This window comes from Parasaccharibacter sp. TMW 2.1888 (genome assembly GCF_023167265.1).
In the GTDB taxonomy this organism is placed as follows: Bacteria; Pseudomonadota; Alphaproteobacteria; order Acetobacterales; family Acetobacteraceae; genus Bombella; species Bombella apis.
In genome coordinates this window covers 685,938-712,500 of the sequence record NZ_CP030979.1, presented here as the reverse complement: position 1 = coordinate 712,500, position 26,563 = coordinate 685,938, and the positions used below count along the sequence as shown (strand labels likewise).

Here is a 26,563-nt window from a genome sequence, read left to right as displayed (position 1 = left end):
GCACCTGCTTTGCAAGCAGGGGGTCGTCGGTTCGAACCCGTCTGCCTCCACCAGATTTCATCTGGAGGTGATCAGGAAAAGGAATAAAGGTAAGCGGAAAGAGTTCTTCTTTCAGGTGGTTTTTTTTAAATCGTCTGGCTGAAGTATCCGGTCTTTGAGGAGTGAATCGGTTGGTGCGCTGTCTGCGTACGCTGCAATGGGTTGTCTGACCTTTTGGTGGGGGATGTTTCCTTGTTTCCCACGGAACATTGCAGAGAGTATTCAGACGGTGAGAATGAAGTGACTGACATTATATGTTCAGTTCCGTCATTCGGATTTCTGTGTGAGTGATCGCATGGAATGATGTGTGACTGGTTACTGTGCATGTGGTGTGAGAATGAGAAGGGCACTTGGTGGATGCCTTGGCACCAGAAGGCGATGAAGGACGTGACACACTGCGATAAGCCACGGGGAGTTGTGAGTACACCCTGATCCGTGGATTTCCGAATGGGGCAACCCCCTCTTATGAGGATCATGCACTGAATACATAGGTGCATGGGGCAAACCCGGGGAACTGAAACATCTAAGTACCCGGAGGAAAAGACATCAACAGAGATTCTGCTAGTAGTGGCGAGCGAACGCGGAACAGGCCAGTGTCTTCGAGAGAACAAGCAGAACAGTCTGGAAAGTCTGACCATAGTGGGTGATAGTCCCTTATGCGTAATGTCTCCTGAAGGCCTTGAGTAGGGCGGGGCACGTGAAACCCTGTCTGAACATGGGAGGACCACCTTCCAAGCCTAAATACTCTCTGGTGACCGATAGTGAACCAGTACCGTGAGGGAAAGGTGAAAAGCACCCCGATAAGGGGAGTGAAAGAGACCTGAAACCAGGTGCCTACAAGCAGTCGGAGCCTCTTATGGGGTGACGGCGTACCTTTTGTATAATGGGTCAGCGAGTTTCTGTCCGTAGCAAGCTTAAGCCGGTAGGTGTAGGCGTAGCGAAAGCGAGTCTGAATAGGGCGACTGAGTTACTGGTAGAAGACCCGAAACCGAGTGATCTAGCCATGGCCAGGCTGAAGGTGCGGTAACACGCACTGGAGGGCCGAACCCACGCCTGTTGAAAAAGTCGGGGATGAGCTGTGGCTAGGGGTGAAAGGCCAATCAAACTCGGAGATAGCTGGTTCTCCGCGAAATCTATTGAGGTAGATCGTCGTGTATTGCCCTCGGGGGTAGAGCACTGGATGGGCTAGGGGGGCCCAAAGCCTTACCACACCTAACCAAACTCCGAATACCGAGGAGTATGAGCACGGCAGACAGACAGTGGGTGCTAAGGTCCATTGTCGAGAGGGAAACAGCCCAGACCACCAGCTAAGGCCCCTAAATCGTGGCTAAGTGGGAAAGGATGTGGGGATTCCAAAACAACCAGGAGGTTGGCTTAGAAGCAGCCATCCTTTAAAGAAAGCGTAATAGCTCACTGGTCTAATAGAAACCCTGCGCCGAAAATGTAACGGGGCTCAAGCCACGTGCCGAAGCTGTGGGTGCATAGTTTACTATGCGCGGTAGCGGAGCGTTCTGTAAGCCTGCGAAGGAGACGGGGTGACCCTCTCTGGAGGTATCAGAAGTGCGAATGCTGACATGAGTAGCGACAAACAGTGCGAGAAACACTGTCGCCGAAAGTCCAAGGGTTCCTGCGCAAGGTTAATCCACGCAGGGTGAGCCGGCCCCTAAGGCGAGGGCGAAAGCCGTAGTCGATGGGAATCAGGTTAATAGTCCTGAGCCTGCCAGAAGTGACGAACGGGATATGTTGTCAGCTCTTATCGGATTGAGCTGGCTTTTGGACCGTTCCAGGAAATAGCTCTGGCATATAGACCGTACCCGAAACCGACACAGGTGGACTGGTAGAGTATACCAAGGCGCTTGAGAGAACGATGCTGAAGGAACTAGGCAAATTGCTCGTGTAACTTCGGAAGAAACGAGACCCGTTGGTGGGCAACCATCGGCGGGTGGCACAGACCAGGGGGTAGCGACTGTTTAGTAAAAACACAGGACTCTGCGAAATCGAAAGATGACGTATAGGGTCTGACGCCTGCCCGGTGCCGGAAGGTTAAGAGGAGATGTGCAAGCGTCGAATCGAAGCCCCGGTAAACGGCGGCCGTAACTATAACGGTCCTAAGGTAGCGAAATTCCTTGTCGGGTAAGTTCCGACCTGCACGAATGGCGTAACGACTTCCCCGCTGTCTCCAGCATCGGCTCAGCGAAATTGAACTCCCCGTGAAGATGCGGGGTACCCGCGGTCAGACGGAAAGACCCTATGAACCTTTACTGCAGCTTTACAGTGGTATCAGGAAAGTTTTGTGTAGGATAGGTGGGAGGCTTTGAAACCAGGGCGCCAGCTCCGGTGGAGCCATCCTTGAAATACCACCCTGAACTTTTCTGATATCTAACCGAGACCAGTCAGCCTGGTCCGGGACCCTGTATGGTGGGCAGTTTGACTGGGGCGGTCGCCTCCCAAAGAATAACGGAGGCGCGCGATGGTGGGCTCAGGCCGGTCGGAAACCGGCTGTCGAGTGCAATGGCATAAGCCCGCCTGACTGCGAGAGTGACAGCTCGAGCAGAGACGAAAGTCGGCCATAGTGATCCGGTGGTCCCGCGTGGATGGGCCATCGCTCAACGGATAAAAGGTACTCTAGGGATAACAGGCTGATCTCCCCCAAGAGTCCACATCGACGGGGAGGTTTGGCACCTCGATGTCGGCTCATCACATCCTGGGGCTGGAGCAGGTCCCAAGGGTTCGGCTGTTCGCCGATTAAAGTGGTACGTGAGCTGGGTTTAGAACGTCGTGAGACAGTTCGGTCCCTATCTGCCGTGGGTGTAAGAGACTTGAGAGGATTTGTCCCTAGTACGAGAGGACCGGGATGAACGAACCTCTGGTGCACCGGTTGTCGCGCCAGCGGCACAGCCGGGTAGCTAAGTTCGGAATGGATAACCGCTGAAAGCATCTAAGCGGGAAACCAGCCTCAAAACTAGGTCTCACAGGGCCGTCCAAGACCAGGACGTCGATAGGTCAGGTGTGAAAGCATGGCAACATGTGTAGCTGACTGATCCTAATCGCCCATATCTCTCACACACCAGAACACATGCACAGTAGTCAGTCACACTCCAGAAAACACCAACCAAAACACCCCCAAACACCCACATGGGTGAGCGGGAAGACCTGGTGGCCATGGCGGAGGATCCATACCCGATCCCATCCCGAACTCGGCCGTTAAAGCCTCCAGCGCCTATGATACTGCTCCTTAAGGAGCGGAAAAGTCGGTCGCCGCCAGGTCCCCTCGCTCACCCACCCCCATAAAAACCACCCACCAACGCGGGGTGGAGCAGCCCGGTAGCTCGTCAGGCTCATAACCTGAAGGTCGTAGGTTCAAATCCTACCCCCGCATCCATACCCACAAAATCAGAAATAACCAGATAGCCATGGTCCTCCCGTGGGTCCACACGTTCCCCAACCATCTGTCATGAATAAAGGGAACTTGTAATCTCCCTAGAATGGCTGATTTGGCGATTGCTTGCTATCATGCGCATATAAGGGCCATTCAACGCCATTTGAGAGAAGTGTAAGCTTTTCTGAGGTAGGCTGTCGGATAAGATTATCGCAAGCCGTGGTTTCCCTACCGATTTGTCTATGGTAGCCTGGCAGCCTGCAACGCCTCCACGTACAGGGTGCCGTGGTTTCCCTACCGATTTGTCTATGGTAGCCTAACAGCCTGCTGCACCCTGCTCTGGCAGGGGCCGTGGTTTCCCTACCGATTTGTCTATGGTAGCCTTTCGTGGCAACGCCAGAGCGGGTCTACAAGGCCGTGGTTTCCCTACCGATTTGTCTATGGTAGCCTCTGAAAAAAGAGTCAGAACAGCCGGTAACGGCCGTGGTTTCCCTACCGATTTGTCTATGGTAGCCTCCTAGGTTTACTTGGTCTTATCGGGCGTTAGCCGTGGTTTCCCTACCGATTTGTCTATGGTAGCCTGGCCCGCATCGAAGACTGACCCTTCAACCAGCCGTGGTTTCCCTACCGATTTGTCTATGGTAGCCTAACCCTTATGGGTCGCTCGTCGCACAGGTGGCCGTGGTTTCCCTACCGATTTGTCTATGGTAGCCTATCGGGGGCCTCGGTCGGTTGTGTCTATCCGCCGTGGTTTCCCTACCGATTTGTCTATGGTAGCCTATACGCCACTGTCGCTATCCTCGTATCTGAGCCGTGGTTTCCCTACCGATTTGTCTATGGTAGCCTCAAAACAGACGAACGAGAGAAATACGATGAGCCGTGGTTTCCCTACCGATTTGTCTATGGTAGCCTTTCCCGGCCCGCACTAAGAGCGGCTTGTACGCCGTGGTTTCCCTACCGATTTGTCTATGGTAGCCTGGGCCGCCTGAAAACAGGCACCCCGCCCCGGCCGTGGTTTCCCTACCGATTTGTCTATGGTAGCCTTTCGTTTTCTCAAACGCTTTTCCTGCTTCTGCCGTGGTTTCCCTACCGATTTGTCTATGGTAGCCTGGCAGTTTCCTTACCTTGAAATTGAACTTTGCCGTGGTTTCCCTACCGATTTGTCTATGGTAGCCTTGCAACTCGTCCAATGCGTTCAGCAACAGCGCCGTGGTTTCCCTACCGATTTGTCTATGGTAGCCTGCTGGTGGGTTGTTTACTCGTATGGTCGAGGCCGTGGTTTCCCTACCGATTTGTCTATGGTAGCCTTCGTAACGCCGCTGCTCGGCGTCCCGCCAGGCCGTGGTTTCCCTACCGATTTGTCTATGGTAGCCTGTGTCGGTGGGTGTACCAGCACTTCACGAAGCCGTGGTTTCCCTACCGATTTGTCTATGGTAGCCTATTGCTCATGCCGTGCGCTCCCTGTGTGGGGCCGTGGTTTCCCTACCGATTTGTCTATGGTAGCCTAGCTTGAGCGTAACGGACTGATACTGCATGATTTTTCGCTGTTTTGCGGCCGAAAATCATAGCAGTATCATCTGTTTTGCGCCTGCTTGTTCGGCTTTTTTTGCAAGACCAAGCATTATTTCCATCCGTCCGTATTGTTTGTCCGTGACCTGAAGTGCCCGGACACTGCCTTCTCTGGGTAGGACTGAGCGTACACGACGCATATGTTTGTCCAGACTGTCCTGACCACGTCCGACACGGACATAGACAGAATATTGTAGCATGATGAAACCATCATCCCGCAAAAAATTGCGGAAACGGGTGGCCTGTCGACGTTGGCTTTTTGTCCGGACAGGGAGATCGAAAAAAATCATCAGCCACAAGAATCGGGCCTCCTCCGCTTTCATGGGGTTGTTCCTCCTGTCGGGAGGACGGGCAACTGGAGCAGGGCCGCACTGCTATGCTCAAGAGCCTGTACCAGACTGGTGGCAATCTTTTCTGTGGCTGTCAGAATGCTTACAGTCTCCTGACCTATCAGAGCAGATTGTGACAGAACACCAGTCATGAAATGGCGATCTTCGAGGGTAATGTCGCCTTCGTCAGGTTCCAGCTGATGACGTGCCACCATCTGGTCCACATAGGGGCGGAAAGGTTCGATAAGGTCATCCGCAAGATTGAAAGCATTCATGCGGGACGCATGATGGAGCCCCAGTGACGGTATCAGGCCCACCGCCACGCAGGCACGAGCGATGGCGGCACGGAGGACGGCATAGCCGTAATTCAGTAATCCATTGCGTCTGTCAGCCCTGTCGGCCCGGGTAAAATCTGGAAAAAGATGGGACCAGTAGAAACGTGCTGCCTGTGCTTCAATATTGTCCCGGTCGCCCGATGTGACCCGTCCCGTCATGTTTTGCAGCTGTCGGGCTTTTGGGCACTCACGTGCTGCCAGAACGGCCGCCTGATTGTTTATCTTGCTGATGACGATCTGCTGCCAGAGACGTTTCTGGAGTGGCTGCGAGGCGGAAATCTGGGATTGTATGATGTCCGCCTGAGCATAATGCTGGTGAAAGGGAAGAAGAAGCCCTGCCGGGTGATGTTTGTCATCCGGTACGGTCAGGATGAGGCCGTTGGTGGCAAAAGCGGAGAGCAGGGCTCCAGAGAAGGTGGCCTGTGGCGTATCAAGTATGCAGCAGGCCACATCCTCCAGTGGCAGGGCGATGGTATCGTCGCCCTGCGTGATGACGATCTGCCGGTCCTTCAGGCTCAGTCGGGCCGGACGGGAGATGTGCACACAACGCCATGCCATGTTCGTGTCTCCTTCCTGACAGGTGACAGCTCTCCAAAACGGTTGATGGCCAGTTTCTGGACGTTATCCAGTGTCTTTATGCCGATACCTCTCTGGGGTGGCTTTTTGTTGGCAGGATCGGCCAGGGCAATGGCAGCCGTGGAACGGTCACAGCCGGCAAAGTATCCCTCGATGATGGTATCCTTTTTTGTAAGACGCACATAGCTGCGGGGATAGAGACTGAACTGGAACTGGGCCTCAGGCCCCATGACAGGCCAGTGTTCTTCTGCCTTGCCGGGGACCATGGCCCTGTCGGGTGGAGTCGGCCAGCGGGAACGGTTCATCACCTGATGACGATAGATGGGCACCAGATACCATCCCACCTTGCCTTTTTTCCCGGTGACCCTGAAGACGTCGACCCGTGTCATCTCGCCTCTGTCCGCCATGCCGCCCCGAACGGGAACAGCCGGTTTTTTTCTTGTGGCAAGACGGACCTTGTGGATCAGATGGCCTTCATCTGCTGTGGCGCATGGTGTTCTTGGCGGGGTGTCCGCTGGTTTGCCTGCCTCTATCCAGGTACGGAGAGAGGTGATGAGCCCGGCATTCCGGTCCGGGTCCTTGATGTTGGACAGGTCAGACAGGGTCAGTTTTTCAACGGGTTTGCGTTCATAGATGACAGGTCCGGAGTCTTCATCCCGCACCTGCCGTATGGTGGCGGCGTGGCCTTCCCCACGGGCACGTTGCCGTTCGGGACGGGCCACCAAAATGGACCCGTATTTGTCCTTCAGCTGTTCCCGGAAACCGGCCCAGGGTGGGACAATGTCCCGCATGGGGCGGGGAAGGCCCTGCTGTTCATTTTCCTGGAAGGATTTCGTGAGTTTCTGGATTTCTGCTTCATTGATGGCGGCAACGATGGCGGCATCCAGTGCATGATGGCGGTCGTCACGGAGACGCTTCCCGTCGACTTTCTTGAGGGATTCAACCCCCCAGGCATGGCGCAGGGCGGCTGTCAGGGCACCGGGACGGGTGAAGACCCGCCGTTTCCCTCCTTTTTCGGCCCGTTGGCCACGGGGGTAAAGCAGGCGTGCCGCCTCGGCCATGAGGCGTGCCGCATGGCGGGTGTCGTTGAGATTGCGGGTGCGGAAACGCTCTTCTGTTTCCTTGCTGCTTTTCAGAAGGAAATTACGTTTTTTCAGCCCCTTCAGGTTTCTGTTGGTTTCCACGGTAGCCACAAACCTGTCCCAGGCCTCCTGCCCCCGTGTGCCATGAATCCATTCATGAGGTGTCAGCCCCTTCTTGGCCTGGTTTTCTTTCGCAAAACAGAGGCCCTTGTTGTTGTAGCTGTCATCGCCAAAACGTGACCAGGGGAGGATATGATCGACCTGGAGGCGGTTGTCCCGTGCCATGAGCAGGTCCGGTGGAATGGACTTTCCGGAGTAGCAGCAGTGCCCTTCTTGCTCCTTCCAGAGGCGGTATCGGAGCAGAAGGTCTGAAGGAACATCATCGATTTTCAGAAGGTCACGGATTTCCTGACGTTCCCTCTCACGCTGTCTGGTCGTGGCTTCGAGATTCTTCTCAATCTCCCGTCTTTTTTCGAGGCTGTTGCCGACATCACGGGCCAGCTCGATGCAGATCGCTCCGGGCAGGCCCCAGCGGTTGCGCATGGCCCAGAGCTGTTTCATGCCCTCGCTCAGGGCCTTTCTGGCAACCGGATTGGCGATGTTGTCACGAACGTCGTCCATGAGGGTCTGGAACCTGGCTCTGGTATCCACAGTCTCCCGGCTGCTGAGTTTTGAAGCGGCATGATCGTACCCGACCCTTTCGCAGGCCTTGTCATATGTCAGCCCCTGCTGGAGAAAAGGGATGAGAGCCCGTGAGGCCTTGTCCGAGAGAGAAGAGGCACCCCTGAATTTTGCAAAGGGGTTCCCGTCACTCAGCAGGGCCTGATTGAGCAGGGTATGGGCTTCAGCGGGCAGGCCGATCTGGCCCAGTTTCTCAATGATGGTGTCGGCGAGCTCATGAAAACTTATGATCCATGCGGCCTGGTCGAGCAGTTCAGGCTGTGGCAGAAGCTGCCGCCACAGCGTTTCCCCCAGAATCTTGCGGAATGTGGCCGTACCGGCCAGAGCTTCGCCTGTCCTGCTGGTGATGTCCTGTTTTTCCTGGTCTGGCGAGAGGGTGACGAAACGCTGGTCATCACGCAGGCCGATGAGCTTTCGTACGGTATCTCCTGTCAGCCTGCGTGTTGTCCCGGCAGTCTCGCAGGCAAGGCGCAGCTCTTCTGAAGTCAGGGGCCGCTCTGTCGGACCGTCCGTGACACGCAGGTTCACGAGCCGGCAAAGAAGGCGGAACCGTTCGAATGAGGGGGAGAAACGGGATGACCGTTTTTCATCAGGTTCAAAAGGGCAGGCAGCCACGAGCGTGCCGCTGTCCTGCATGGGACGCTGCCGGAAGGCTATGCGGGTGAAGGTCTCTTCAAGGTCAGCACTGGCAACGGGGTTGCCCAGGGCATGTTGACTGCTGAAGAGGAGCTCTGTTTCATGTTCCAGATCATCCCGGCTCATCGTACGGTCAAAGAGGCCAGCCCGGTTGCGTCGCCGTTGAACATAGGCAAGATCACGGGCAAACATTTCACCGACCGTCCGGTATCGGGCTAACTGCTCCCTGGTTTCTGCCAGGGCTGTCAGCATCTTGCTGTCGTCAGATGGGGCATTGCCGCCGACACGTTCGGCTGCTGACCTGAAGCCTCGTCGTTTGGCGATATGGGCCAGTGCCACGGCAAATTCCTGAGGCGTCAGCGGGTGGTCTAGCCCTTTTGCTCTCATCTCCCAGGGGTCAATGGCAGGCTGGCGCAGGGCGTCCGGATGTGACGTGCCGATCAGTCCATGTTCGGCGAAAAGGCGGCGGATCTCGGCCATCCTGTTGCGACGGCGGCGGAGAACGCGGCGCAGGAGACGGTTGGTGCGCCTGATCTGGTTGGTGGGCGTCCTCTCCTTATCCGTTTCGGGAACGTCGAAACACCAGCTGCCAAGAGCCTTGATGGCACCGTCTGTTCCTGATCGTTCCAGCACGGCCCATCCGCATGATCCAATACCGAGATCAATGCCAAAAAGGAGTGATTCTGAAATCTGATGGCTCATGAAATGTTTCCTCCCGTTCAGATTGACAGAGTTCAGCATGTTTTGTAATAGAGGGATAGACAAATCGGTTGGGAAACCACGGTAACATGGTTTTCCATGTGAAGGATTACCTCTTCCTGCGTTTTCGTGGGAAGAGGGATTCCCTCTTATGAATATTTCAGGGTCTTTTTTTCGTTGAAAATTGAGGTTTGGTCAGGGAATGGCTTGGTAGGCGATGAGGCCCTGTCTCTGCCTGATGTAGTCATCCAGCGGACTGTCCACAACATAACGATGTTCCGGCAGGGATGAGGCGTTGCGGAAGTACAGGCTGTGGTTCTGCCAGATTGCCAAGCCTATGTGGAAGACATCCAGCCCTGCCAATGGGCTGTAAATACCGATAACATCGCCTGTTTTTACAATCCTGCGAACACCACCGGCCTGTAGATCGTCAAGAAAAGGGCGTGTGGGCAGATAGGTAATGTGGCGTCTTTTCACAGGAAGACCCGGCACATAACGATCCGTAGTCGGACTGGATGTATCATGCCCGTTATCCGGCGAAGGAAGTTTCAGGTTCAGTGTTTTCTCTACTGTCCGCACATAGGGAAAACAGGGGCCAAGATCACGGCAGAGAACAGGCGCCCCATGTAGCCAGTCACTCAGGAAGTGCCGCCGTTCCCTAAAGCTGACATGATGGTGGCTGTATCGTGTGGCGATTAGTGCATGGATGAACTGTTCCACAGTAAGGCTCATGCTGGCAGCCAGAACAATTTCCACGAATGTCATGCAGTTTACACCCCGCCACGAAAGAACAAGCTCTTCTGGTGTGGTGGCAGAGCCAATGAGCGGCTGGGCCAGATAGGGCGTGCCCTTCATGGCCTGTGAGATCAGGACGATGCGCTCCTGCCGTGATCTGTGCGGAGCGATATGGACGAGCCGGGAAATCTGTTGGCGGGTCGTATTTGACAGAGCGCTGAGAGGTGGTGCGTCAGAAGGCATGACGGTAGGGGTGGTCTCGCAGAGATGGGACCGGCGCTCATGTCGTGTATGATGGGGCCCGGTTATCTTCGCCAGAGCCGGGCCTGAAAAAGTCAGGCCTCCCACACCAAGGCCGGTGAGGAAGGCCCGTCTTTTCATTTGGTTGTTGGAACGATACCCGTCAGACAAGGTAGCGTGCGCTCTGTTCTGCCATCATGAAGTGGATGCCAATGTCATTGCCATCCTGTAGCTCCCGGTAGAGATGCCGGACGGGGTTGCCGCCTTCATGAAAGGTTTCCTTCACATGGCCGACGAGGACCCGCAATCCACGGATATGATGGCGTCCTCCACAGACATGGCCGAGGTCACGCAGGCTCTGCAGAAGGTCTTTCGGGCGGAGCTGGCCGCACAGGGCGTTATCTGGCTGCTCATCTGGATAGGTCACACCCATGATGATGGTATGGAGTTTTTTATCCCGAACCAGTGGTGCGATGGCCTCCCAGAGCTCGTGCAGGTTTTGTGGCCCGTCAGGCTGATCGGCCTGTGTGTCGCCCATATAGAGGATAGCTCGCCCGTGATGCTGGATCAGAAAAGCCGTGGATGTTGTACTGGCATGGCTGAGCGGCCACGCTGTGATGGTCAGCCCACTGCCTTCAATAGTCTGGCTTTTGCCAGGGTGCATGTCTTTGTAGGTATATTTTCCGATATGGGGCTCCGGCCCTCTATCCCCCATGGCTCCCCAGACACGGCCATTGAAGAGATGGTCTGACAGGATGGCATTGGTCTGCGGCAGGGCGTAGATGGGTTTTGCTGTGTCCTCGGGAGAGGAGAGGACCAATCCGGCTACATGGTCCAGATGGGTATGACTGATGAGATAGGCCCGGACCGTCTGTTTCAGCACATGACCGGCCCGGCCAAGGGCGGAATCGGGCATGATGGGAATGTCATTCAGGACACCTCGAGCCTCGGCCCGTTTCAGCCCGTTCCCCAGAGTGCCTGCATCGCAGATGACGGCCTCATTCGTGCCCAGAGGGCGGATCAGGTAGGAGGACAGATTGCCATCTGCAACACCACTCCGCACACCGAGGGCCACGATCTCGAAAACCGGGTTGCTGTCAGCAAAGGTGACAGGCGTTTCCCCAGCTCCAGCCCGGCTGGTTTTCAGTCGGTCACGGAGCGTTTTCAGGTGATGTAGAGGCATGGTTTTTCCCTCCCTGACGGTAAGGTGGTGGTGGAACGCCCGGCCACGAATATGGTTGAGCCGTTAAGGGGTCATCCGGTAATGAATGGGCATCACGTCTGGCAATTGTTCCAGTAATGATGAAACATTCCAAGGATACTCCTGCCTCGCCCGTGGGGGAAGGGGGAGGAAAAGGAGAAGATATGCGGTTTTTTCATCCCGTCATGATGAGGGCAGGCATGCTTGCGGCTCTGGCTGGTGTGATGGCCCTGAGCCATCCGGCAAAGGCAGAAGCCACCATGCCGGCACAGTGTGACAATGCCCGGTTTGTAAAGGATCAGGCAGGATACGCCCAGCAGTTTGCCCATCGGCAGGTACCCTATGGGCAGCATCTGGACCTGCCGGAGCATGTCTGCGGAACCGTTGTGAAGGTCTTCCGGGCCCGTCGCAGCCGAAGCGGGATGCATGGTTATTTTCTGATGTCCGTTGCGGGCGGCCAGCCCATCCGTGTGGTGTCCAATCTGGATGAGATGAAGGCCCCGTCATGGCCATGGGTGAAGACCGGAGACCAGGTCGAGGTGCAGGGGCGGTATTATTATGATGGGCCTGGCCGTCAGGGGTTGGACTGGACCCATCATGGCACGGGCCGTCACTGGCCGTGGCCGGGCTATGTCAGCGTGAACGGTCAGCGTTACGATTGAAGACCGGCCCACCCCGGTGTCAGGCCGGGGTGAGTGTTCCTGCCCGTTTGCGGCCCTTTCTGTCTGATGGTGCCGCAGGCGCAGCGGAGATGGTGAAGGTCAGCTGGCCATCACGTGCCCCGATTTTGACGGTTCCCCCATCTGTCAGCCTGCCAAAGAGAATTTCCTCGGCCAATGGTTTCTTGATGTGGTTCTGGATCAGGCGGCCCAGCGGGCGGGCTCCATTCGTCCGGTCGTAACCCCGTTCAGCCAGCCATGCCCGGGCACCGGCGGTGAGGTGCAGGGAGACGTTTTTGGCCGCCAGCATGGTGGTCAGCTGGGCAAGGAATTTCTCTACGACGTGGGCCACCACAGCGGGTGTCAGCGGGGCGAAGGGGATGATGGCATCCAGCCGGTTACGGAATTCGGGTGAGAAAAGCCGCTTGATGGCTTCCTCGTCATCACCGGAGCGGGCAGTGCGTGCAAAGCCGATGGCTTCTTTGGAAAGATCACTGGCTCCGGCATTGCTGGTCATGATGAGGATGATATTGCGGAAATCCACCGTCTTGCCGGTATTGTCTGTCAGCTTGCCATGATCCATGACCTGAAGCAGGATGTTGAAAAGGTCTGGGTGGGCTTTTTCAATTTCATCCAGAAGCAGGACGGCATGGGGTGTCTGGTCTATGGCGCTGGTCAGGAGGCCTCCCTGTTCAAAGCCTACATAGCCGGGCGGCGTACCGATCAGTCGGGAAATGGAATGGGCCTCCATATATTCTGACATGTCGAAACGGATCAGCCTGATCCCCAGGGATTGGGCGAGCTGCCGTGCTGCCTCCGTCTTGCCAACACCTGTTGGACCGGAGAAGAGATAGCTGCCAATGGTTTTTTCCGTATCCCGCAGCCCGGCCCGGGAGAGCATGACGGCTGAGGAGAGGGCATCCAGTGCTTCATCCTGGCCGAAGACGGCCTTGCGGAGGTCGGCGGGCAGATGGCGGATGGAAGTCCTGTCATCTGCGGAGAGATGACGGGGCGGGATATGGGCGATGCGTGCCACAGTTGCTTCGATGTCTCGAACACCAACCGTGCGCCGTCTGCGGCTGCTGGGCAGGAGGCGGCAGGCGGCGCCGGCCTCATCGATGATGTCGATGGCTTTGTCAGGCAGTTTCCGGTCATGGATGTATCGGACCGACAGCTCCACAGCACTGCGGATGGCCGGGTCTGTGAAACGGATGTCGTGATGCTCCTCATACCGTTCCTTCAGGCCCCGCAGGATGCGGATCGTGTCGGTCTGTGAGGGTTCGGTGACATCAATCTTCTGGAAACGCCGTGTCAGGGCGTGGTCCTTCTCGAAATGCTGCCGATATTCCTGATAGGTGGTGGAGCCGATGCAATGCAGCTTCCCGGTTGCCAGAGCCGGTTTTAGCAGGTTGGAGGCATCCATGGAGCCATTGGTCGTGGCGCCCGCCCCGATGAGCATGTGGATTTCATCAATGAAGAGCAGGCTGCCCGGCTTCTGCTCCAGTTCGCTCATGATGGTCTTCAGGCGTTCTTCAAAATCGCCACGGTAGCGTGTACCGGCCAGCAGGGCACCGAGGTCCAGGCTGTACAGTCGGGCATCAGCCAGGATGGCGGGCACCTGGCCTTTCACGATTCTCTGGGCCAGCCCTTCGGCAATGGCGGTCTTGCCAACACCGGGATCACCAACCAGCAGGGGGTTGTTCTTTGTCCGGCGGCAGAGGATCTGGACAACCCGCTCCACTTCCTTTTCCCGACCGATGAGCGGGTCGATTCCATCACGGCGGGCCCGCTCGTTGAGGTCCGTGCAGTAGGTCTGGAGGGCCTCTTTCTGGTCGGCCTCGGCAGGTTCGCTGTTTTCCCCACCATCCTTGCGGGAGGCCCTGGTCCTGCGGCCGGTCTGGCCAGTCTGCGGCGGGATGTCTGCCACGTCGTCATGCCGCATGGCATGGATGGCATTCAGCCGTGTCAGGCCCCGCTGCTGGAGGAAGAAAACGGCGTGACTTTCTTTCTCGGCGAACATGGAGACCAGTACATGGGCTCCTGTCATGATGGCCTGGCCTGCACTCTGGATATGGACTGCCGCCCGCTGGATCACCCTCTGGAAGGCGGCTGTCGGCTGGGGGGCATCGTCCAGCTCGGGGCGGATGATGGCCTGCTGCTCATGCAGGAGAAAATGGTCGACATCCTGCCGGAGCAGCTCAAGGTCGATCCGGCATGCTGAAAAGATCGCCATGGCATCACGGTCATCACAGAGAGCAAAGAGGAGATGTTCCAGTGTGATGAATTCGTGGTGATTCTGACCCGCAAGGAGGAGCGCACGCTGAAGCGTCTGTTCAAGTGTGGAGGACAACATAGGCGCTCCTTGTGCCATGAAGGAATGTCAGAATGATGAAGCGGCGGTACAGAAATCTGTCAGGATATCAAGTGGCGATGGCCTCAGGCTTTCTCAAGGGTGCACTGGAGAGGGTGCTGGTTCTTCTGGGCAAGGTCCATGACCTGTCCGACCTTCGTTTCTGCAATTTCATAGGTGAAAATCCCGCAGACTCCGCTGCCCCGGTTGTGGACTTCCAGCATGATAGCCTGTGCTTCTGCGGGGGATTTGTCAAAGAACTGTTCCAGCACGAACACCACGAAATCCATGGGGGTGTAGTCATCATTCAGCAGGATGACATTGTACATGGAGGGGTAGGCGATATCCGTCTTGCGGGATGTCAGTGTGTCTTCCCGGGCAGCGTGGACAGGCAGGGCCATGCCGGTATCGTCTATGGCAGAGGCCATGGGAAGCCCATATGTCATGGCATGTGGCCTGTGCTGCATGGGGGACGCTCCTGAACTGGTTGGTAAATATGACTTATTTCTTGTATCAGGAAAATGCACGAAGGGCATGGTGTGATGCTCTGACGGGATGGCGTTGGCCCCATCATGATACAGAGGCATATGGCGTTTTTCTGCCGGTCATGCTGCCTGCTGCCTTTCTGGTTCATAACAGGGTTGTGGTGAAAACGTTTTTTCAACTTTATGGGCCGGGAGGATATCTGGCATGTCTGGTGGAAAAATCTGGACATTCTCAGGTACTGAAGACTAGAGTTGCACGGTTTTTATGGATTCCAGACAAACTGGGGATGATTCCTTCTGATGCGCCCGTTTTTCAGTCGTACCCTGTTTTCGTGTGTGGTCGCCCTGGCTGCTTTCTCCGGTACGGCACGGGCGCAGTTTGCCGGACATGTATCGTCCCTGGTCATTGATGCCCGGACAGGAGCCGTCTTGTCCGAGTCGGATGCCGACCTCCAGCGTTATCCCGCTTCCCTGACAAAGATGATGACGCTGTACATGACCTTCCAGGCACTGGAGCGGGGCAGCATCACCCTTCAGGACAGCATGCCGGTTTCCATCCATGCCTCCATGCAGGCCCCATCGAAACTGGGTATGCGCCCGGGGACGCATCTGGCGGTGGAGCAGGCCATTCTGGCCCTTGTCACCAAGTCTGCCAATGATGCGGCCTGCGTGCTGGGCGAGTACCTGGGGGGTGGGGATGAGACCCGCTTCGCCGCACTGATGACCTATCAGGCCCGGCGGCTCGGCATGGCCCATACGACATTTCGCAATGCCTCCGGCCTGCCCGACCCGGATCAGGTCACCACGGCCCGGGACCTGTCCGTGCTGGCACGGGCCCTGATGCGGGATTTCCCCCAGTATTACCATTATTTCGGCGTGCGTGAATTTCCGTTCCGCCGTCACATGATCCCCAACCACGACCCGCTCCTTGGGGTGTATCAGGGGGCAGATGGTTTCAAGACCGGTTATACCGATCTGGCAGGGCACAATCTTGTCAGCTCTGCCCAGCAGGGGCAGGTGCGGCTGATTGGCGTCGTGCTGGGGGCTTCCAGCAATGAAAGCCGGAACCAGACAATGATTTCCCTGCTGGATGATGGTTTTTCCGCTTCCGGGCAGGCCCCGCTGCCGCTGCTCAAGCAGCCGGGTCATTATTACGCCTTGGCCCGGCATGGTGGCAGCCGGATGGCGCACCGTTCCCATCTGCGGCGGGGAGTCGTGCTGGTCACTTACCGGTCTCACGGCGCTCCACGGGGGCTGCATCATTCATGGGCCTCACGCCGGGGGCATCATCGCTCCTGAGGCTACAGCCGGAAGCCCCTCCGCCCCCATGGCCGGAGGGGCTTTTTTCTGTCTGGCAGGCTGTTCCACTTCCGGCAGTTGAGGGGCGGTCACTTGGCCGTGTCTGAGAGGGTCTTGCACTGGGGCAGGGCAGGGCGCATTCTGCGGGCAGTTCCGACATCATGGTCGAGCCGACAGCACATCACAGAACAAGAACAGGGATTACGATACTTCATGTCTTCTCAGGACGGGCGCAGCATCCAGCATTACACGACGGACGATTTCAGGCATCTCAAGGCAGCCGGGCAGCTGGCCGCCGCCACGCTGGACATGATCACCGAGCATGTACGTCCCGGCATCACGACAGGTGAGCTGGACAGGATTGTACATGAATACACGCTGGAGCATGGCGCAACGCCAGCCCCGCTCAACTATCACGGTTTCCCGAAATCCTGCTGCATTTCCCTCAATCATGTTGTCTGCCACGGGATTCCCGGTGACAGACGCCTTCAGGAGGGGGACATCCTCAATATTGACGTCACTTCCATCCTGAATGGCTGGTACGGCGACACGTCCCGCATGTATGTCGTGGGCAAGCCGCCCCGCAAGGCCGAGAAGCTCATCGACCTGACCTATCAGGCGCTCATGCTGGGGATCGAGCAGGTGCGGCCCGGGGCCACGCTGGGCGATATCGGTCATGCCATCCAGAGCTTTGCGGAGAAGCACCGCCTTGGCGTGGTGCGGGATTTCTGCGGGCATGGCATTGGCCGCAACTTCCATGAGGCGCCAAGCGTCCTGCATTATGGTCGGCCCGGCCAGGGTACGATACTGAAAGCGGGCATGGTCTTCACCATCGAGCCGATGCTCAATCTTGGCCGCCCGGACGTGAAAGTGCTGGCCGATGACTGGACGGCCGTGACACGGGACCGCTCCCTGTCCGCCCAGTTCGAGCATCAGCTGGGTGTGACGGAAGACGGGTATGAAATCTTCACCCTGTCGCCCCGTGGTTATACGAAACCGCCTTACGCCCTCTGAAATCTGTTTCGTGGACAAGGAAGCCCGTCATGATGGCATTGCGTAAACTGGCTGCCCGGCTGGCTTTGGGGAGCATGGTGCTGGGCAGCGTGGCCCTGTCCCAGGCCGAGACGCTGAGTGCAGCACATGACCCGCTGGCCTATGGGCCGGACACCACCCGCCCCGGCACGCTGGTGAAGGGGGAGACGGGCATGGTCGTCTCTGCCCAGCATCTGGCCTCCGAGGCAGGGGCACGGATTCTGCGTGAGGGCGGCAATGCCGCCGATGCTGCCGTGGCCGTCGGTTATGCGCTGGCCGTGGTCTATCCAGCGGCGGGCAATCTGGGCGGTGGCGGCTTCATGACACTGCGCCCCCCGCATGGTCCTGCGGTATTCATCGACTTCCGGGAACATGCGCCCCTGCGTTCCCAGCCTGCCATGTATCTGGATGAAGAAGGCCGGGTGAAACCGGGTCTTTCCACGGTGGGCTGGAAGGCCGTGGCCGTACCGGGGACGGTCGCCGGGCTGGAGGCCGTGCGGAAACGCTGGGGACGGCTGAGCCGGGCGAAGGACATGGCCCCGGCCATCGCCCTGGCCCGGGACGGTTTCGTTCTGGAAGAAGGTGATGTGGAGCTTCTGCACACGTCCACCGACTATTTCCGGCAGGATGAGTATGCCCGTAGCATTTTCCTGCGGCCTGACGGGACGGAGCTGGCCGTGGGGGACAGGCTGGTCCAGCCCGGTCTGGCCCGGTCGCTGGAACTGATCGCCAGGGATGGCAGGGACGCCTTTTATCGTGGCCCCATAGCCTCGGAAATCCTCCGGGCCTCCCGTCTGGGTGGCGGGTTCCTGACGGAAGCGGATTTTCGTGCTTATAAGCCACGCTTCATGGAGCCGGTCACCTGCCAGTATCGTGGCTATCAGATCGAGACGGCACCTCCGCCAAGCGGTGGTGGCGTGGCCCTGTGCGAGGTGCTGAACATTCTGTCCGGGTATGACATGGGTCGCCTTGGCCTGCACAGTGCGCCTGCCGTCCAGCTGGAGCTGGAGGCCATGCGTCATGCCTATTCCGACAGGCGGGACCTTGGTGATCCGGCCTTTGTCGTCAATCCGGTTTCCTATTTCCTGAACTCCACTTACGCAGGGCAGATCCGGGCCGCCCTGCCCAGGGACAGGGCCGTGCCATCCGATACGCTTCAGGTCGGGCGTCCGGCCCCCGGCAGGAGCGTGCCGACTTCCGGCCCGGCCGTGGAGAAGCACGAGACGACCCATTTTTCCACGATCGATTCCCATGGCATGGCGGTGTCCACCACCTATACGCTCAATGGCTGGTTTGGAGCGGGCGTCATGGGGGGGCGCACCGGCATCTGGATGAATGACGAGATGGACGATTTCTCCATCAAGCCGGGAGAGCCGAACATGTTCGGCATTGTCGGTTCTGTGGCCAATGCCATTGCGCCGGGCAAGACGCCCCTGTCATCCATGTCCCCGACGATCGTGAGCCGGAACGGGCATGTCGTGATGGTCACAGGCAGCCCCGGTGGCTCCCGCATTCCTACCATCGTGCTGTCCAGCCTGCTGGGCGTGGTGGATTATGGGCTGGACCTGGCACAGGCGGTCGATCTGCCCCGCCTGCATGAGCAATGGAAGCCCGATGATGTGGAGATGGAGACGGGCGCCCTGAGTCCGGACGTGCAGAAGACGCTGGAACAGGAAGGGTACCATTTCATCCCCCATCGTCCGTGGGGCATTACGGAGGCGATTCTGGTCGGGGGGCCCCGGCTGGATGGTCAGGACCCGGCCCGGAAGGGGATCGGCCCGTTCTATGGCGTGGCGGACCCCCGGCATCCCGGTGGTGCGGCTGTCGCCCCCTGAAAGGGCATGGGGTGTGGTGGAAAGTAAGGGCTTGCCTGCCCCCCCTGTTCCTGTGCTAGAAGCCCGCTTGGGAGATCGGCCCCGGGCGGCTGACCTGCGAACCCGGTCAGGCCCGGAAGGGAGCAGCCGTAGTGGGCTCGTGTCGGGTCGGGTGTCCGGTCTCCTCCGATTGCCGTGCAGGCCCGTGTGCCTCCGGGGCGTCCTTTCCAGACGATGAAAGCTGTGGGAGGCACGTTGCAGCCGTGAGCGAAGAAGACATTCCCCTCCCACCCGAAGGCGGAGCCGGTTTTTTCTCCGATGCTGCCCCAGCGGATGCCGTTCCTTCGGAACAGAAGGCACCCTACCGTGTTCTGGCTCGCAAATATCGTCCCCAGACATTCGATGACCTGATCGGTCAGGAGAGCCTCGTCCGCATCCTGCGCCGGGCCTTTGCCGTGGGCCGTGTGGCCCATGCCTTCATGCTGACAGGGGTGCGAGGCGTGGGCAAAACCACCACGGCCCGGATCATCGCCCGTGCCCTGAACTGCACCGGCGTGGATGGCAGGGGTGGCCCGACGGCTGATCCCTGCGGTGTCTGCCCCAACTGCAAGGCCATTCTGGCAGACCGTCATCCTGATGTGCTGGAGATGGATGCTGCCTCCCGCACGGGCGTGGATGATGTGCGGGAGATCATCGAGGCCGCCCGGTTCCGCCCCATGCAGGCCCGCATGAAGGTCTTCGTGATTGACGAAGTGCACATGCTGTCCCGCAATGCCTTCAATGCGCTGCTGAAGACGCTGGAGGAACCTCCGGCACAGGTCACCTTCATCTTTGCCACGACCGAACTGCGGAAGGTGCCTGTCACGGTGCTGTCCCGCTGCCAGCGTTTCGACCTCCAGCGTGTGCCGCAGGCCATGCTGGCCGAGCATTTTGCCCGCATCGCCCGCAAGGAGGGGGCGGAGCTGGAAGAGGGGGCTTTGGCCCTCATTGCCAGAGCCGCTGACGGTTCCGTGCGTGACGGCCTGTCCCTGCTGGATCAGGCCATCGCACAGGGAGCGTCCGATACGGCCAGCGTGGCGGACATGCTGGGGCTGGCGGACCGTGGCATGGTGTTCGACCTGCTGGAGGCTGCCCTGCACGGGCAGGTGGCGCCCGTGCTGGAGATTGCCGGGCGGGCTTATGCCCGTGGGGCTGATCTGGGCGTCCTGCTGACGGACCTGATGGACGTGCTGCACCTTCTCTCCCGCATCAAGGCCCTGCCGGAACTGCGTGACGGCCCAGAACTGCCGGAAATGGAGAAGGTCCGTGGCGGGGCGATCGTGGATCATGTGGGGGTCACGGTTCTGGGGCGGGCCTGGCAGCTGCTCCTGAAGGGGCTGGCCGAGGTGGAAGCCGCTCCGGACCGGCAGCAGGCAGCCGAGATGGTGCTGATCCGTCTCTGTCATGCCAGTCTCCTGCCCACGCCGGACAGGCTGATCCGGCAGATGCAGGAGGCATCGTCTTCCGGTGCCATCCAGACCGAGGGACGGTCCGGTCCGCAGGGAAATGCCGCTTCATCCGCCGCTCATGGCGGGGGGACGGCTCCAGCAGGGGGCGTGTCCTCATCCGTGTCCCGGTCTTCCGTTCCCCGGGGGCAGGAGGGAAGTAGGCCTTCAGCTTTCGTGCAGGGGGCTGGGACGATGGCCGGGGGGAGTGATGTGGTCCGTCAGGGCAGTACCGTCCTGAAGCCGCAGCTGGACGGGCCTGCTCCGGAACCGGTCCCTGCGAGGCAGCCTCTGCGTCTGGCCACGGAGAATGGCACAGCCGTGTCGGCCCGTGATGAAGGGCCGGGGCCGGATGATGGCGGTGCGGGCGAGGCCATTCCGCCCATGCCCCGAAGCTGGCGGGAGCTGGTTGCGCTTGTGGGGCAGCAGAAGGAAGCCCGTCTCCACGGAACGCTGCGGCATCTGGGGCATGTCGTGGAGTTCGAGCCGCCCCGTCTCGTGCTCCGTCTGGCTGAAAATGACCGGGATCAGAAGCGGCAGGCCTTCCGTGCCCTGACAGCCCTGCTGGACAGGCTCTATCCCGGCCGCTGGCAGGTGGTCGCCTCCGAAGAACAGGGTGAGCCGACGCTGGACGAGCAGGGGGCAGAAATCATCGCCCTGCATCAGGACAAGGCCAGGCAGCATCCGTTGGTCCGGGCCATCATGCAGCGGTTTCCGCATGCCCAGATTGGTGAGGTGCGGGATCATACTCTGGATGATTACGGCCTGCCGCCGGAGACGGTGGTGCCTTTGGGGGAAGACGTGCCGCCTGATTTTGAATTTGCCCCGCCGGATGCCGATTACCCTGATGAGGATGAGTTTTACTGAGCCGTCAGAGGTCACCATGGCCCCGGCCCAGTTCTGTAACCAAGGAGTGACGTGATGAAAAATCTTGCTGGCATGATGAAGCAGGCCACACAGATGCAGGCCCGCATGAAAGAGGTTCAGGCCAGGCTGGAGAGTGCGGAGGTTGACGGTGAGGCCGGCAACGGGCTGGTACGGCTGACCCTGACGGGCAAGGGGGCGCTCAAGTCCATCACGATCGACCCCAAACTGGCTGATCCGGAAGACATGGAGACCATGCAGGACCTGATCGTCGCTGCCTTTGCCGATGCCCGCAGCAAAACGGAAGCCATGAGCCGGGAGGAGATGAAGAAGGTCACCGGTGGTCTCCAGCTGCCGCCGGGCATGGACCTGCCTTTCTGAAAGCCGGAGCGAGGATGAGGGTCTGACGTGCGCATAAGCCCCGAAATCGAAACCCTGATGTCCCGTCTGGCCCGTCTGCCCGGCCTTGGCCCGCGTTCGGCCCGTCGGGCGGCTCTGGCGCTTCTCCAGGCACCAGAGGCACGTCTCCAGCCCCTGATTGCTGCCATGCAGGCGGCGGCACAGTCGATCCATACCTGCCCGCAATGCGGCAACCTGGACAGCTGTACACCCTGTTCGCTCTGTGCAGACCCCCAGCGTGATCCATCAGTCATCTGTGTGGTGGAGAGTGTTGGTGACCTCTGGGCGCTGGAGCGGTCCGGAATGCATCGGGGGCGGTATCAGGTACTGGGTGGTGTGCTGTCGGCCCTTTCAGGCTGTGGGCCGGAAGACCTCAATCTGACGGGCCTCATAGAGCGTGTGCAGTCAGGCGAGGTGGAAGAGGTCATTCTTGCCCTTGGAGCCACGGTGGATGGTGCGACCACGGCCCATTGGTTGCAGGAAAAACTGGCCCCTCACAAGGTGGCGGTGAGCCGTCTGGGTCACGGCATGCCGATGGGCGGGGCGCTGGATGTGCTGGATGAAGGCACGTTGGCGGCCGCCATGTCATCCCGGAAGGTTCTGTGAGCATGTTTGGTCTGTCGCCCCATATGCCCCGTGTTGCGCTGGTAACGGGGGGAGCCCGTCGCCTCGGCCGGGCGATGGTGGAGATGCTGGCCTTGGAAGGCTTTGCCGTGGCCATCCATTGCCGCCACAGCCGTGATGAGGCCGAGGCCCTGCTGCGGCAGATTGATGGTCGTGGCTGTGTCGTGCAGGCTGATCTGGCGGAGGAGGCTACTCTGCTGCCCCTGTTGGCGGAGGTTGAGGCCAGGCTGGGGCCGGTTGGCGTTCTCATCAACAATGCGTCCGTTTTTGAACGGGATGAACTGGGCGGCGTGACCCGTGCAAGCTGGGATGCACATATGGAGCCGAACCTGCGTGCTCCGTTTGTTCTGTCCCAGGCTATGGCCGTTTCCTTGCCGGACGGAGCGGAGGGGCTGATCCTCAACATGCTGGACCAGCGTGTCTGGAATCTGACGCCTCATTTTGTCAGCTATACCGTATCCCGCTCTGCCTTATGGAGCCTGACCCGCAGCATGGCTCTGGGGCTGGCACCCCGCATTCGGGTGAATGCCATCGGGCCGGGGCCTGTCCTGCCTGCCGCAGGCCAGTCTCTGGACCATTTCGAGAGCATGTGCCGCAGCACACCCCTTCAGCGGGGTGCGGGTCCGGATGAAATTGCTGCCATTGCCCGCATGTTCCTGATGCTGCCATCTGTCACGGGACAGATGCTGGCACCTGATGGCGGGCAACATCTGAACTGGTCGCCTGCGGCGTCCTGATCTCAAGGGCCGCCTTTTTGTAGCGTTCAACAAGATAGGAAAAACCACGCTGATCCACCCTGCGGTGGAGGATGGCCCGGTTTTCCAGCACGACGCCTGCGGGCAGCCCTGTGAAGCGGCTTCCAAGACGCTGCCGGGAAAAGGCGGCCTCACCAACGGCCTGGCCGAAAGGCACATGGCTTCCGGCCAGTTTCCGGCGGGCGTCTGGTGTCAGACGGTCGGGCAGGTATAGATTCCATGCCTCTGACCATACTGCCCGCCCGCAGAGAAGCTGGACGTGCCGGACGACCAGTCGTGTTGTTGGGGAGGCCTGCAGGGCCTGTCTGGCGTCCCGCTGGAGGGCAGGGGGCGCCGCTCTGTCCAGAAGATGGGCTGTAATGGGGCGGGGGCAGTGCTGTTGCAGGGTGGCTGTGGCACTGGCCCGTTGGCCCAGCTCGTGTGCGAGGGCCTCTGCTGTCGCTGGGCGGGGAGCTGCGGCATGGGCCTGCACGATGCCGGCCATGCAGGTGCCAATCCCCAGACAGAAAAGCCGCACCCGGGTGGGGGTGCGGCTCCTGCATGGGAAGAACAGGGAGAGCCCTTTATGAATCGTCCCGGTCATCCTTGTCGGTCGAGACCTCGATATCCTGGCTGATGTCATCATCGTCATCCAGATCATCATCACCGGAGATGACATCGTCATCATCGCCAGTGTCGATGTCCATATCATCCTCGTGCTCTTCCTGGGCGAGATTCTTGTCCTTCTCGTCGGCCAGCTCGTCCTCTTTCTTCAGGCGGGAGAGGTTTCCGGGCTGGGTGGTCCCACATTTCGGGCAGACAGCCGGTACGCGGTTGAGATCATAGAAGCGTGCATTGCAGTCAACGCATGTCCGTTTCAGACCGAGTTCTGGTTTTGCCATAATGCTGGAGCCCATGTTGCCACAAAAGAGAAGTGACTGGGCCATGCCACCGAAATGTCCCGCTGTCAAATATTTCTCCATGTGGTGGCAGAAGAGGCGGAGCTCTGCCTCGGGGTCCGTTCCTGCTGGCAGAATTGCCGCATGGGGGGACAGACTTTTCCAGATGGATGGAGTAGTCTGGCCCTATTGGATGATCCCACCCTTGATGATGTGAAGCAGGATTATGACAGCACAGCGTCCCTTGAAAGTCTCCTCTGCCCCGGCTGGGCTGGCCGGGCGGGTCCGTGTTCCCGGAGACAAGTCCATCAGCCATCGTGCGCTCATGTTCGCCGCCCTTGCCGAAGGGCGGACCCATATTTCCGGCCTGCTGGAAGGTGAGGACGTGCTGCGTACGGCAGAGGCCATGCGTGCCCTCGGGGCAAAGGTCGTCCGGGAAGAGGGCCGCTGGATTGTCGATGGCTGTGGTGTGGATGGGCTGAAAGAGCCTGCCGATGTGCTGGACATGGGCAATTCCGGTACGGCAGCCCGGCTGCTCAGTGGTGTTCTGGCGACGCATCCCTTCATGAGCATCATGACGGGTGATGCCTCCCTCCGCAGCCGCCCGATGGGGCGTGTCAGCGTTCCGCTGGGTGAGATGGGGGCACGATTCGTGACCCGTGCGGGCCAGAAGCTGCCCATGGCCGTGGAAGGAACGGGCAAGGGGAAACCGCTGCATTACCGCCTGCCGGTGGCCTCGGCACAGGTGAAATCCGCCATCCTTCTGGCAGGGCTGAACTGCGAGGGGGAAACGGTGGTGGAAGAGCCGGCCCCGACCCGGGATCATACCGAGAACATGCTGCGTCATTTCGGCACGGAGGTGAAGGTTGAGGAGCTGCCCGGAGCCGGACGGCGCATCACGCTGAAAGGCCCGGCCCGCCTCGTGGCGCAGGACGTGCTGGTGCCGGGGGACCCGTCATCAGCGGCTTTCCCCGTCGTGGCGGCCCTGCTGGTGCCGGGTTCGGAGATTGTCGTGGAGGCAGTGGGCCAGAATCCACTGCGGACCGGCCTGTTCAAAACCCTGAAGGAAATGGGGGCGTCCCTGGAGGTCCGTGATGAGCGGATTGAAGGGGGGGAGGTCATCGGAGACCTGCATGTTCGTGCGGGGCGGCTGAAGGCGGTGGATGTTCCAGCTGTGCGGGTACCCTCCATGATTGATGAATATCCGGTTCTGGCCGTGGCCTGTGCGTTTGCGGAGGGTACATCCCGCCTGCGGGGCCTTGCCGAGCTGCGGGTGAAGGAGAGTGACCGCCTGGCCGCCACCGTGGCGCTGCTGGAGGCCAATGGGGCGAAGGTGCATGTCGAAGGAGATGATCTGATCATCGAGGGGCAGAAAACCCTGCCCGGTGGTGGGAAGGTCCAGACCCACATGGATCACCGTCTGGCCATGAGCGCCACCGTGCTGGGGCTGGCGGCTGAGAAGCCGGTCCATATTGATGATACGGCCTTCATCGAGACCAGCTTCCCCGGTTTCGTATCCCTGATGAACGGTCTTGGTGCGGGGCTGGAGGCATGAGCCGGCGGGGCATGAAATATCCGGTCATCGCCATTGATGGCCCCGCCGCCGCAGGCAAGGGCACGCTCGCCCGCCAGCTGGCGGACACGCTGGAGCTGCCTTATCTGGATACGGGGCTGCTGTATCGGGCCGTGGCCCGCCGGGTGCTGGACCAGGGGGGCGATCCGGCTCATGACGGGCCGGAGCAGGCCCGTCAGCTCGTGCCGGAGGACATGCGCCGGACCGACCTGCGGGAGCCGGAGGTGGACCGGGCGGCCTCCGCCGTGGCCCGGCACCCGGAGGTCCGGGAAGCTCTGCTGGAGCGGCAGCGTCATTTCGGGCGGGCCCGGGGTGCCGTGGTGGATGGTCGTGATATCGGGACGGTCGTGTTTCCTGATGCCACCGCCAAATTCTTCATTACGGCCTCGGCAGAGGTCCGGGCCCAGCGGCGTTATGTGCAGCGGCATGGTCAGCCATGCACGTCTCCGGCCCAGCTGGCTGAGGAAGTGGCGGCCATCAATGCACGGGATCAGCAGGACGCCTCCCGCGAGACGGCACCGTTGCGCCCGGCCGAGGATGCCGTGCAGATTGTAACGGATGATCTGGATGCAGCCGACGTGCTGGACCGTGTCTGCCAGATTCTGCAGGAAAAGGGCATCATCCGGCGCTGATTCATATCTTCGCTGTTGACAGTCCCCCCCTTATGCGTGTTGGTGAGGGGGTATGACGCCGCACAGCCCGTGGTGTCATGAATCCCCTTGGGGGATCTGCGATTTGTGATGACTTCCGCTCCGGGCTGTGGGGTCGGGGGGAGACGTCGTTTTTTGGGCCCATCACTGTGTTTTTGGGCAGAGGGAGACGGCGCATGGCTGGGTGCCGGGCACT

19 protein-coding genes, 2 tRNA genes, 2 rRNA genes and 1 other RNA gene (1 of these 24 running past the window's edge) are annotated in these 26,563 nt (G+C 59.5%); 15 read left to right on the top strand and 9 right to left on the bottom strand.

Going from position 1 to position 26,563, the window contains the following annotated elements; all coding sequences use genetic code 11:
- The 4 genes from DTQ13_RS03280 to DTQ13_RS03265 all read left to right on the top strand — a co-directional run.
- Positions 1-53: transfer RNA gene (locus tag DTQ13_RS03280), tRNA-Ala, on the top strand (it extends 23 nt beyond the left edge of the window).
- Positions 54-369: 316 nt separating this feature from the next.
- Positions 370-3,106 (top strand): 23S ribosomal RNA (locus DTQ13_RS03275).
- 85 nt (positions 3,107-3,191) lie between these two features.
- Positions 3,192-3,306: ribosomal RNA gene (gene rrf / locus DTQ13_RS03270) — 5S ribosomal RNA — on the top strand.
- Positions 3,307-3,344: 38 nt separating this feature from the next.
- Positions 3,345-3,421, top strand: a tRNA-Met gene (locus DTQ13_RS03265).
- A 1,559-nt stretch (positions 3,422-4,980) separates the two neighbouring features.
- Here the strand turns inward: DTQ13_RS03265 and cas2 are convergent.
- From cas2 to DTQ13_RS03240, 5 genes are all read right to left on the bottom strand, one after another.
- Complete coding sequence (gene cas2 / locus DTQ13_RS03260; RefSeq protein WP_154981113.1) at positions 4,981-5,310, bottom strand: CRISPR-associated endonuclease Cas2; 330 nt, start codon at positions 5,308-5,310, stop codon at positions 4,981-4,983.
- On the bottom strand, positions 5,307-6,209 hold the full coding sequence (gene cas1, locus DTQ13_RS03255) for a type II CRISPR-associated endonuclease Cas1 (RefSeq protein ID WP_182040932.1): 903 nt from the start codon (positions 6,207-6,209) through the stop codon (positions 5,307-5,309). The genes cas2 and cas1 overlap by 4 nt, the downstream gene beginning before the upstream one ends.
- Positions 6,167-9,328 (bottom strand): type II CRISPR RNA-guided endonuclease Cas9, encoded by a 3,162-nt coding sequence (gene cas9, locus DTQ13_RS03250; RefSeq protein WP_248461083.1) that lies wholly within the window; start codon positions 9,326-9,328, stop codon positions 6,167-6,169. Before cas9 ends, cas1 begins: the two co-directional genes overlap by 43 nt.
- 192 nt (positions 9,329-9,520) lie before the next feature.
- Positions 9,521-10,471, bottom strand: coding sequence for an N-acetylmuramoyl-L-alanine amidase-like domain-containing protein (locus tag DTQ13_RS03245; RefSeq protein WP_248461081.1), 951 nt, complete (start codon positions 10,469-10,471; stop codon positions 9,521-9,523).
- On the bottom strand, positions 10,464-11,483 hold the full coding sequence (locus DTQ13_RS03240) for an MBL fold metallo-hydrolase (protein ID WP_248461079.1): 1,020 nt from the start codon (positions 11,481-11,483) through the stop codon (positions 10,464-10,466). Before DTQ13_RS03240 ends, DTQ13_RS03245 begins: the two co-directional genes overlap by 8 nt.
- A gap of 182 nt (positions 11,484-11,665) precedes the next feature.
- Between DTQ13_RS03240 and DTQ13_RS03235 the strand changes: the two genes are divergently transcribed.
- Positions 11,666-12,163: a DUF3465 domain-containing protein gene (locus DTQ13_RS03235; RefSeq protein WP_154981118.1), complete on the top strand. Its 498-nt coding sequence runs from the start codon at positions 11,666-11,668 to the stop codon at positions 12,161-12,163.
- Between the two features lie 19 nt (positions 12,164-12,182).
- On the opposite strand, the gene clpA is transcribed toward DTQ13_RS03235, so the two are convergent.
- Entirely contained in the window at positions 12,183-14,513 is a 2,331-nt protein-coding gene (gene clpA / locus DTQ13_RS03230) for an ATP-dependent Clp protease ATP-binding subunit ClpA (protein ID WP_248461077.1), read from the bottom strand.
- Between the two features lie 83 nt (positions 14,514-14,596).
- On the bottom strand, positions 14,597-14,977 hold the full coding sequence (clpS, locus tag DTQ13_RS03225; RefSeq protein ID WP_227431527.1) for an ATP-dependent Clp protease adapter ClpS: 381 nt from the start codon (positions 14,975-14,977) through the stop codon (positions 14,597-14,599).
- Positions 14,978-15,295: 318 nt separating this feature from the next.
- Between clpS and DTQ13_RS03220 the strand changes: the two genes are divergently transcribed.
- From DTQ13_RS03220 to DTQ13_RS03185, 8 genes are all read left to right on the top strand, one after another.
- Complete coding sequence (locus DTQ13_RS03220; protein WP_248461076.1) at positions 15,296-16,294, top strand: D-alanyl-D-alanine carboxypeptidase family protein; 999 nt, start codon at positions 15,296-15,298, stop codon at positions 16,292-16,294.
- Between the two features lie 213 nt (positions 16,295-16,507).
- Positions 16,508-17,308 (top strand): type I methionyl aminopeptidase, encoded by an 801-nt coding sequence (map, locus tag DTQ13_RS03215; protein WP_043557966.1) that lies wholly within the window; start codon positions 16,508-16,510, stop codon positions 17,306-17,308.
- A 29-nt stretch (positions 17,309-17,337) separates the two neighbouring features.
- Positions 17,338-19,161, top strand: a complete 1,824-nt coding sequence (gene ggt, locus DTQ13_RS03210) for a gamma-glutamyltransferase (protein ID WP_408868401.1) — start codon at positions 17,338-17,340, stop codon at positions 19,159-19,161.
- Between the two features lie 70 nt (positions 19,162-19,231).
- Positions 19,232-19,328, top strand: an RNA gene (gene ffs / locus DTQ13_RS03205) — signal recognition particle sRNA small type.
- 75 nt (positions 19,329-19,403) lie between these two features.
- Entirely contained in the window at positions 19,404-21,491 is a 2,088-nt protein-coding gene (locus DTQ13_RS03200) for a DNA polymerase III subunit gamma/tau (protein WP_248461074.1), read from the top strand.
- Positions 21,492-21,545: 54 nt separating this feature from the next.
- On the top strand, positions 21,546-21,869 hold the full coding sequence (locus DTQ13_RS03195; RefSeq protein WP_043557969.1) for a YbaB/EbfC family nucleoid-associated protein: 324 nt from the start codon (positions 21,546-21,548) through the stop codon (positions 21,867-21,869).
- Between the two features lie 57 nt (positions 21,870-21,926).
- A complete protein-coding gene (gene recR / locus DTQ13_RS03190; RefSeq protein WP_248461215.1) occupies positions 21,927-22,493 on the top strand; it encodes a recombination mediator RecR in 567 nt (188 codons plus the stop codon).
- 2 nt (positions 22,494-22,495) lie between these two features.
- Entirely contained in the window at positions 22,496-23,248 is a 753-nt protein-coding gene (locus tag DTQ13_RS03185) for an SDR family oxidoreductase (RefSeq protein ID WP_248461214.1), read from the top strand.
- Here DTQ13_RS03185 and DTQ13_RS03180 read toward each other — a convergent pair.
- Positions 23,184-23,750 carry a hypothetical protein gene (locus DTQ13_RS03180; protein WP_192848367.1) on the bottom strand — a complete coding sequence of 189 codons (567 nt, stop codon included), beginning with the start codon at positions 23,748-23,750 and terminating at the stop codon, positions 23,184-23,186. The two genes, DTQ13_RS03185 and DTQ13_RS03180, sit on opposite strands and share 65 nt — an antisense overlap.
- 79 nt (positions 23,751-23,829) lie before the next feature.
- Positions 23,830-24,147 (bottom strand): TIGR02300 family protein, encoded by a 318-nt coding sequence (locus DTQ13_RS03175; RefSeq protein WP_043558425.1) that lies wholly within the window; start codon positions 24,145-24,147, stop codon positions 23,830-23,832.
- A 223-nt stretch (positions 24,148-24,370) separates the two neighbouring features.
- Between DTQ13_RS03175 and aroA the strand changes: the two genes are divergently transcribed.
- A complete protein-coding gene (gene aroA, locus DTQ13_RS03170; RefSeq protein WP_043557972.1) occupies positions 24,371-25,699 on the top strand; it encodes a 3-phosphoshikimate 1-carboxyvinyltransferase in 1,329 nt (442 codons plus the stop codon).
- Positions 25,696-26,349, top strand: a complete 654-nt coding sequence (locus tag DTQ13_RS03165) for a d(CMP) kinase (RefSeq protein WP_181005183.1) — start codon at positions 25,696-25,698, stop codon at positions 26,347-26,349. Before aroA ends, DTQ13_RS03165 begins: the two co-directional genes overlap by 4 nt.
- The last annotated feature ends 214 nt before the right edge of the window (positions 26,350-26,563 follow it).

Excerpts from the sequence above, each read along its gene's own strand:
- cas1 (WP_182040932.1), bottom strand. The coding sequence starts at position 6,209 with ATGGCATGGCGTTGTGTGCACATCTCCCGTCCGGCCCGACTGAGCCTG.
- DTQ13_RS03180 (WP_192848367.1), bottom strand. The coding sequence starts at position 23,750 with ATGGCCGGCATCGTGCAGGCCCATGCCGCAGCTCCCCGCCCAGCGACA.
- DTQ13_RS03195 (WP_043557969.1), top strand. The coding sequence starts at position 21,546 with ATGAAAAATCTTGCTGGCATGATGAAGCAGGCCACACAGATGCAGGCC.
- aroA (WP_043557972.1), top strand. The coding sequence starts at position 24,371 with ATGACAGCACAGCGTCCCTTGAAAGTCTCCTCTGCCCCGGCTGGGCTG.
- DTQ13_RS03165 (WP_181005183.1), top strand. The coding sequence starts at position 25,696 with ATGAGCCGGCGGGGCATGAAATATCCGGTCATCGCCATTGATGGCCCC.
- ggt (WP_408868401.1), top strand. The coding sequence starts at position 17,338 with ATGATGGCATTGCGTAAACTGGCTGCCCGGCTGGCTTTGGGGAGCATG.
- DTQ13_RS03185 (WP_248461214.1), top strand. The coding sequence starts at position 22,496 with ATGTTTGGTCTGTCGCCCCATATGCCCCGTGTTGCGCTGGTAACGGGG.
- DTQ13_RS03235 (WP_154981118.1), top strand. The coding sequence starts at position 11,666 with ATGCGGTTTTTTCATCCCGTCATGATGAGGGCAGGCATGCTTGCGGCT.
- DTQ13_RS03175 (WP_043558425.1), bottom strand. The coding sequence starts at position 24,147 with ATGGCAAAACCAGAACTCGGTCTGAAACGGACATGCGTTGACTGCAAT.
- cas9 (WP_248461083.1), bottom strand. The coding sequence starts at position 9,328 with ATGAGCCATCAGATTTCAGAATCACTCCTTTTTGGCATTGATCTCGGT.
- DTQ13_RS03220 (WP_248461076.1), top strand. The coding sequence starts at position 15,296 with ATGCGCCCGTTTTTCAGTCGTACCCTGTTTTCGTGTGTGGTCGCCCTG.
- clpA (WP_248461077.1), bottom strand. The coding sequence starts at position 14,513 with ATGTTGTCCTCCACACTTGAACAGACGCTTCAGCGTGCGCTCCTCCTT.
- map (WP_043557966.1), top strand. The coding sequence starts at position 16,508 with ATGTCTTCTCAGGACGGGCGCAGCATCCAGCATTACACGACGGACGAT.
- recR (WP_248461215.1), top strand. The coding sequence starts at position 21,927 with ATGTCCCGTCTGGCCCGTCTGCCCGGCCTTGGCCCGCGTTCGGCCCGT.
- clpS (WP_227431527.1), bottom strand. The coding sequence starts at position 14,977 with ATGCAGCACAGGCCACATGCCATGACATATGGGCTTCCCATGGCCTCT.
- DTQ13_RS03240 (WP_248461079.1), bottom strand. The coding sequence starts at position 11,483 with ATGCCTCTACATCACCTGAAAACGCTCCGTGACCGACTGAAAACCAGC.
- cas2 (WP_154981113.1), bottom strand. The coding sequence starts at position 5,310 with ATGAAAGCGGAGGAGGCCCGATTCTTGTGGCTGATGATTTTTTTCGAT.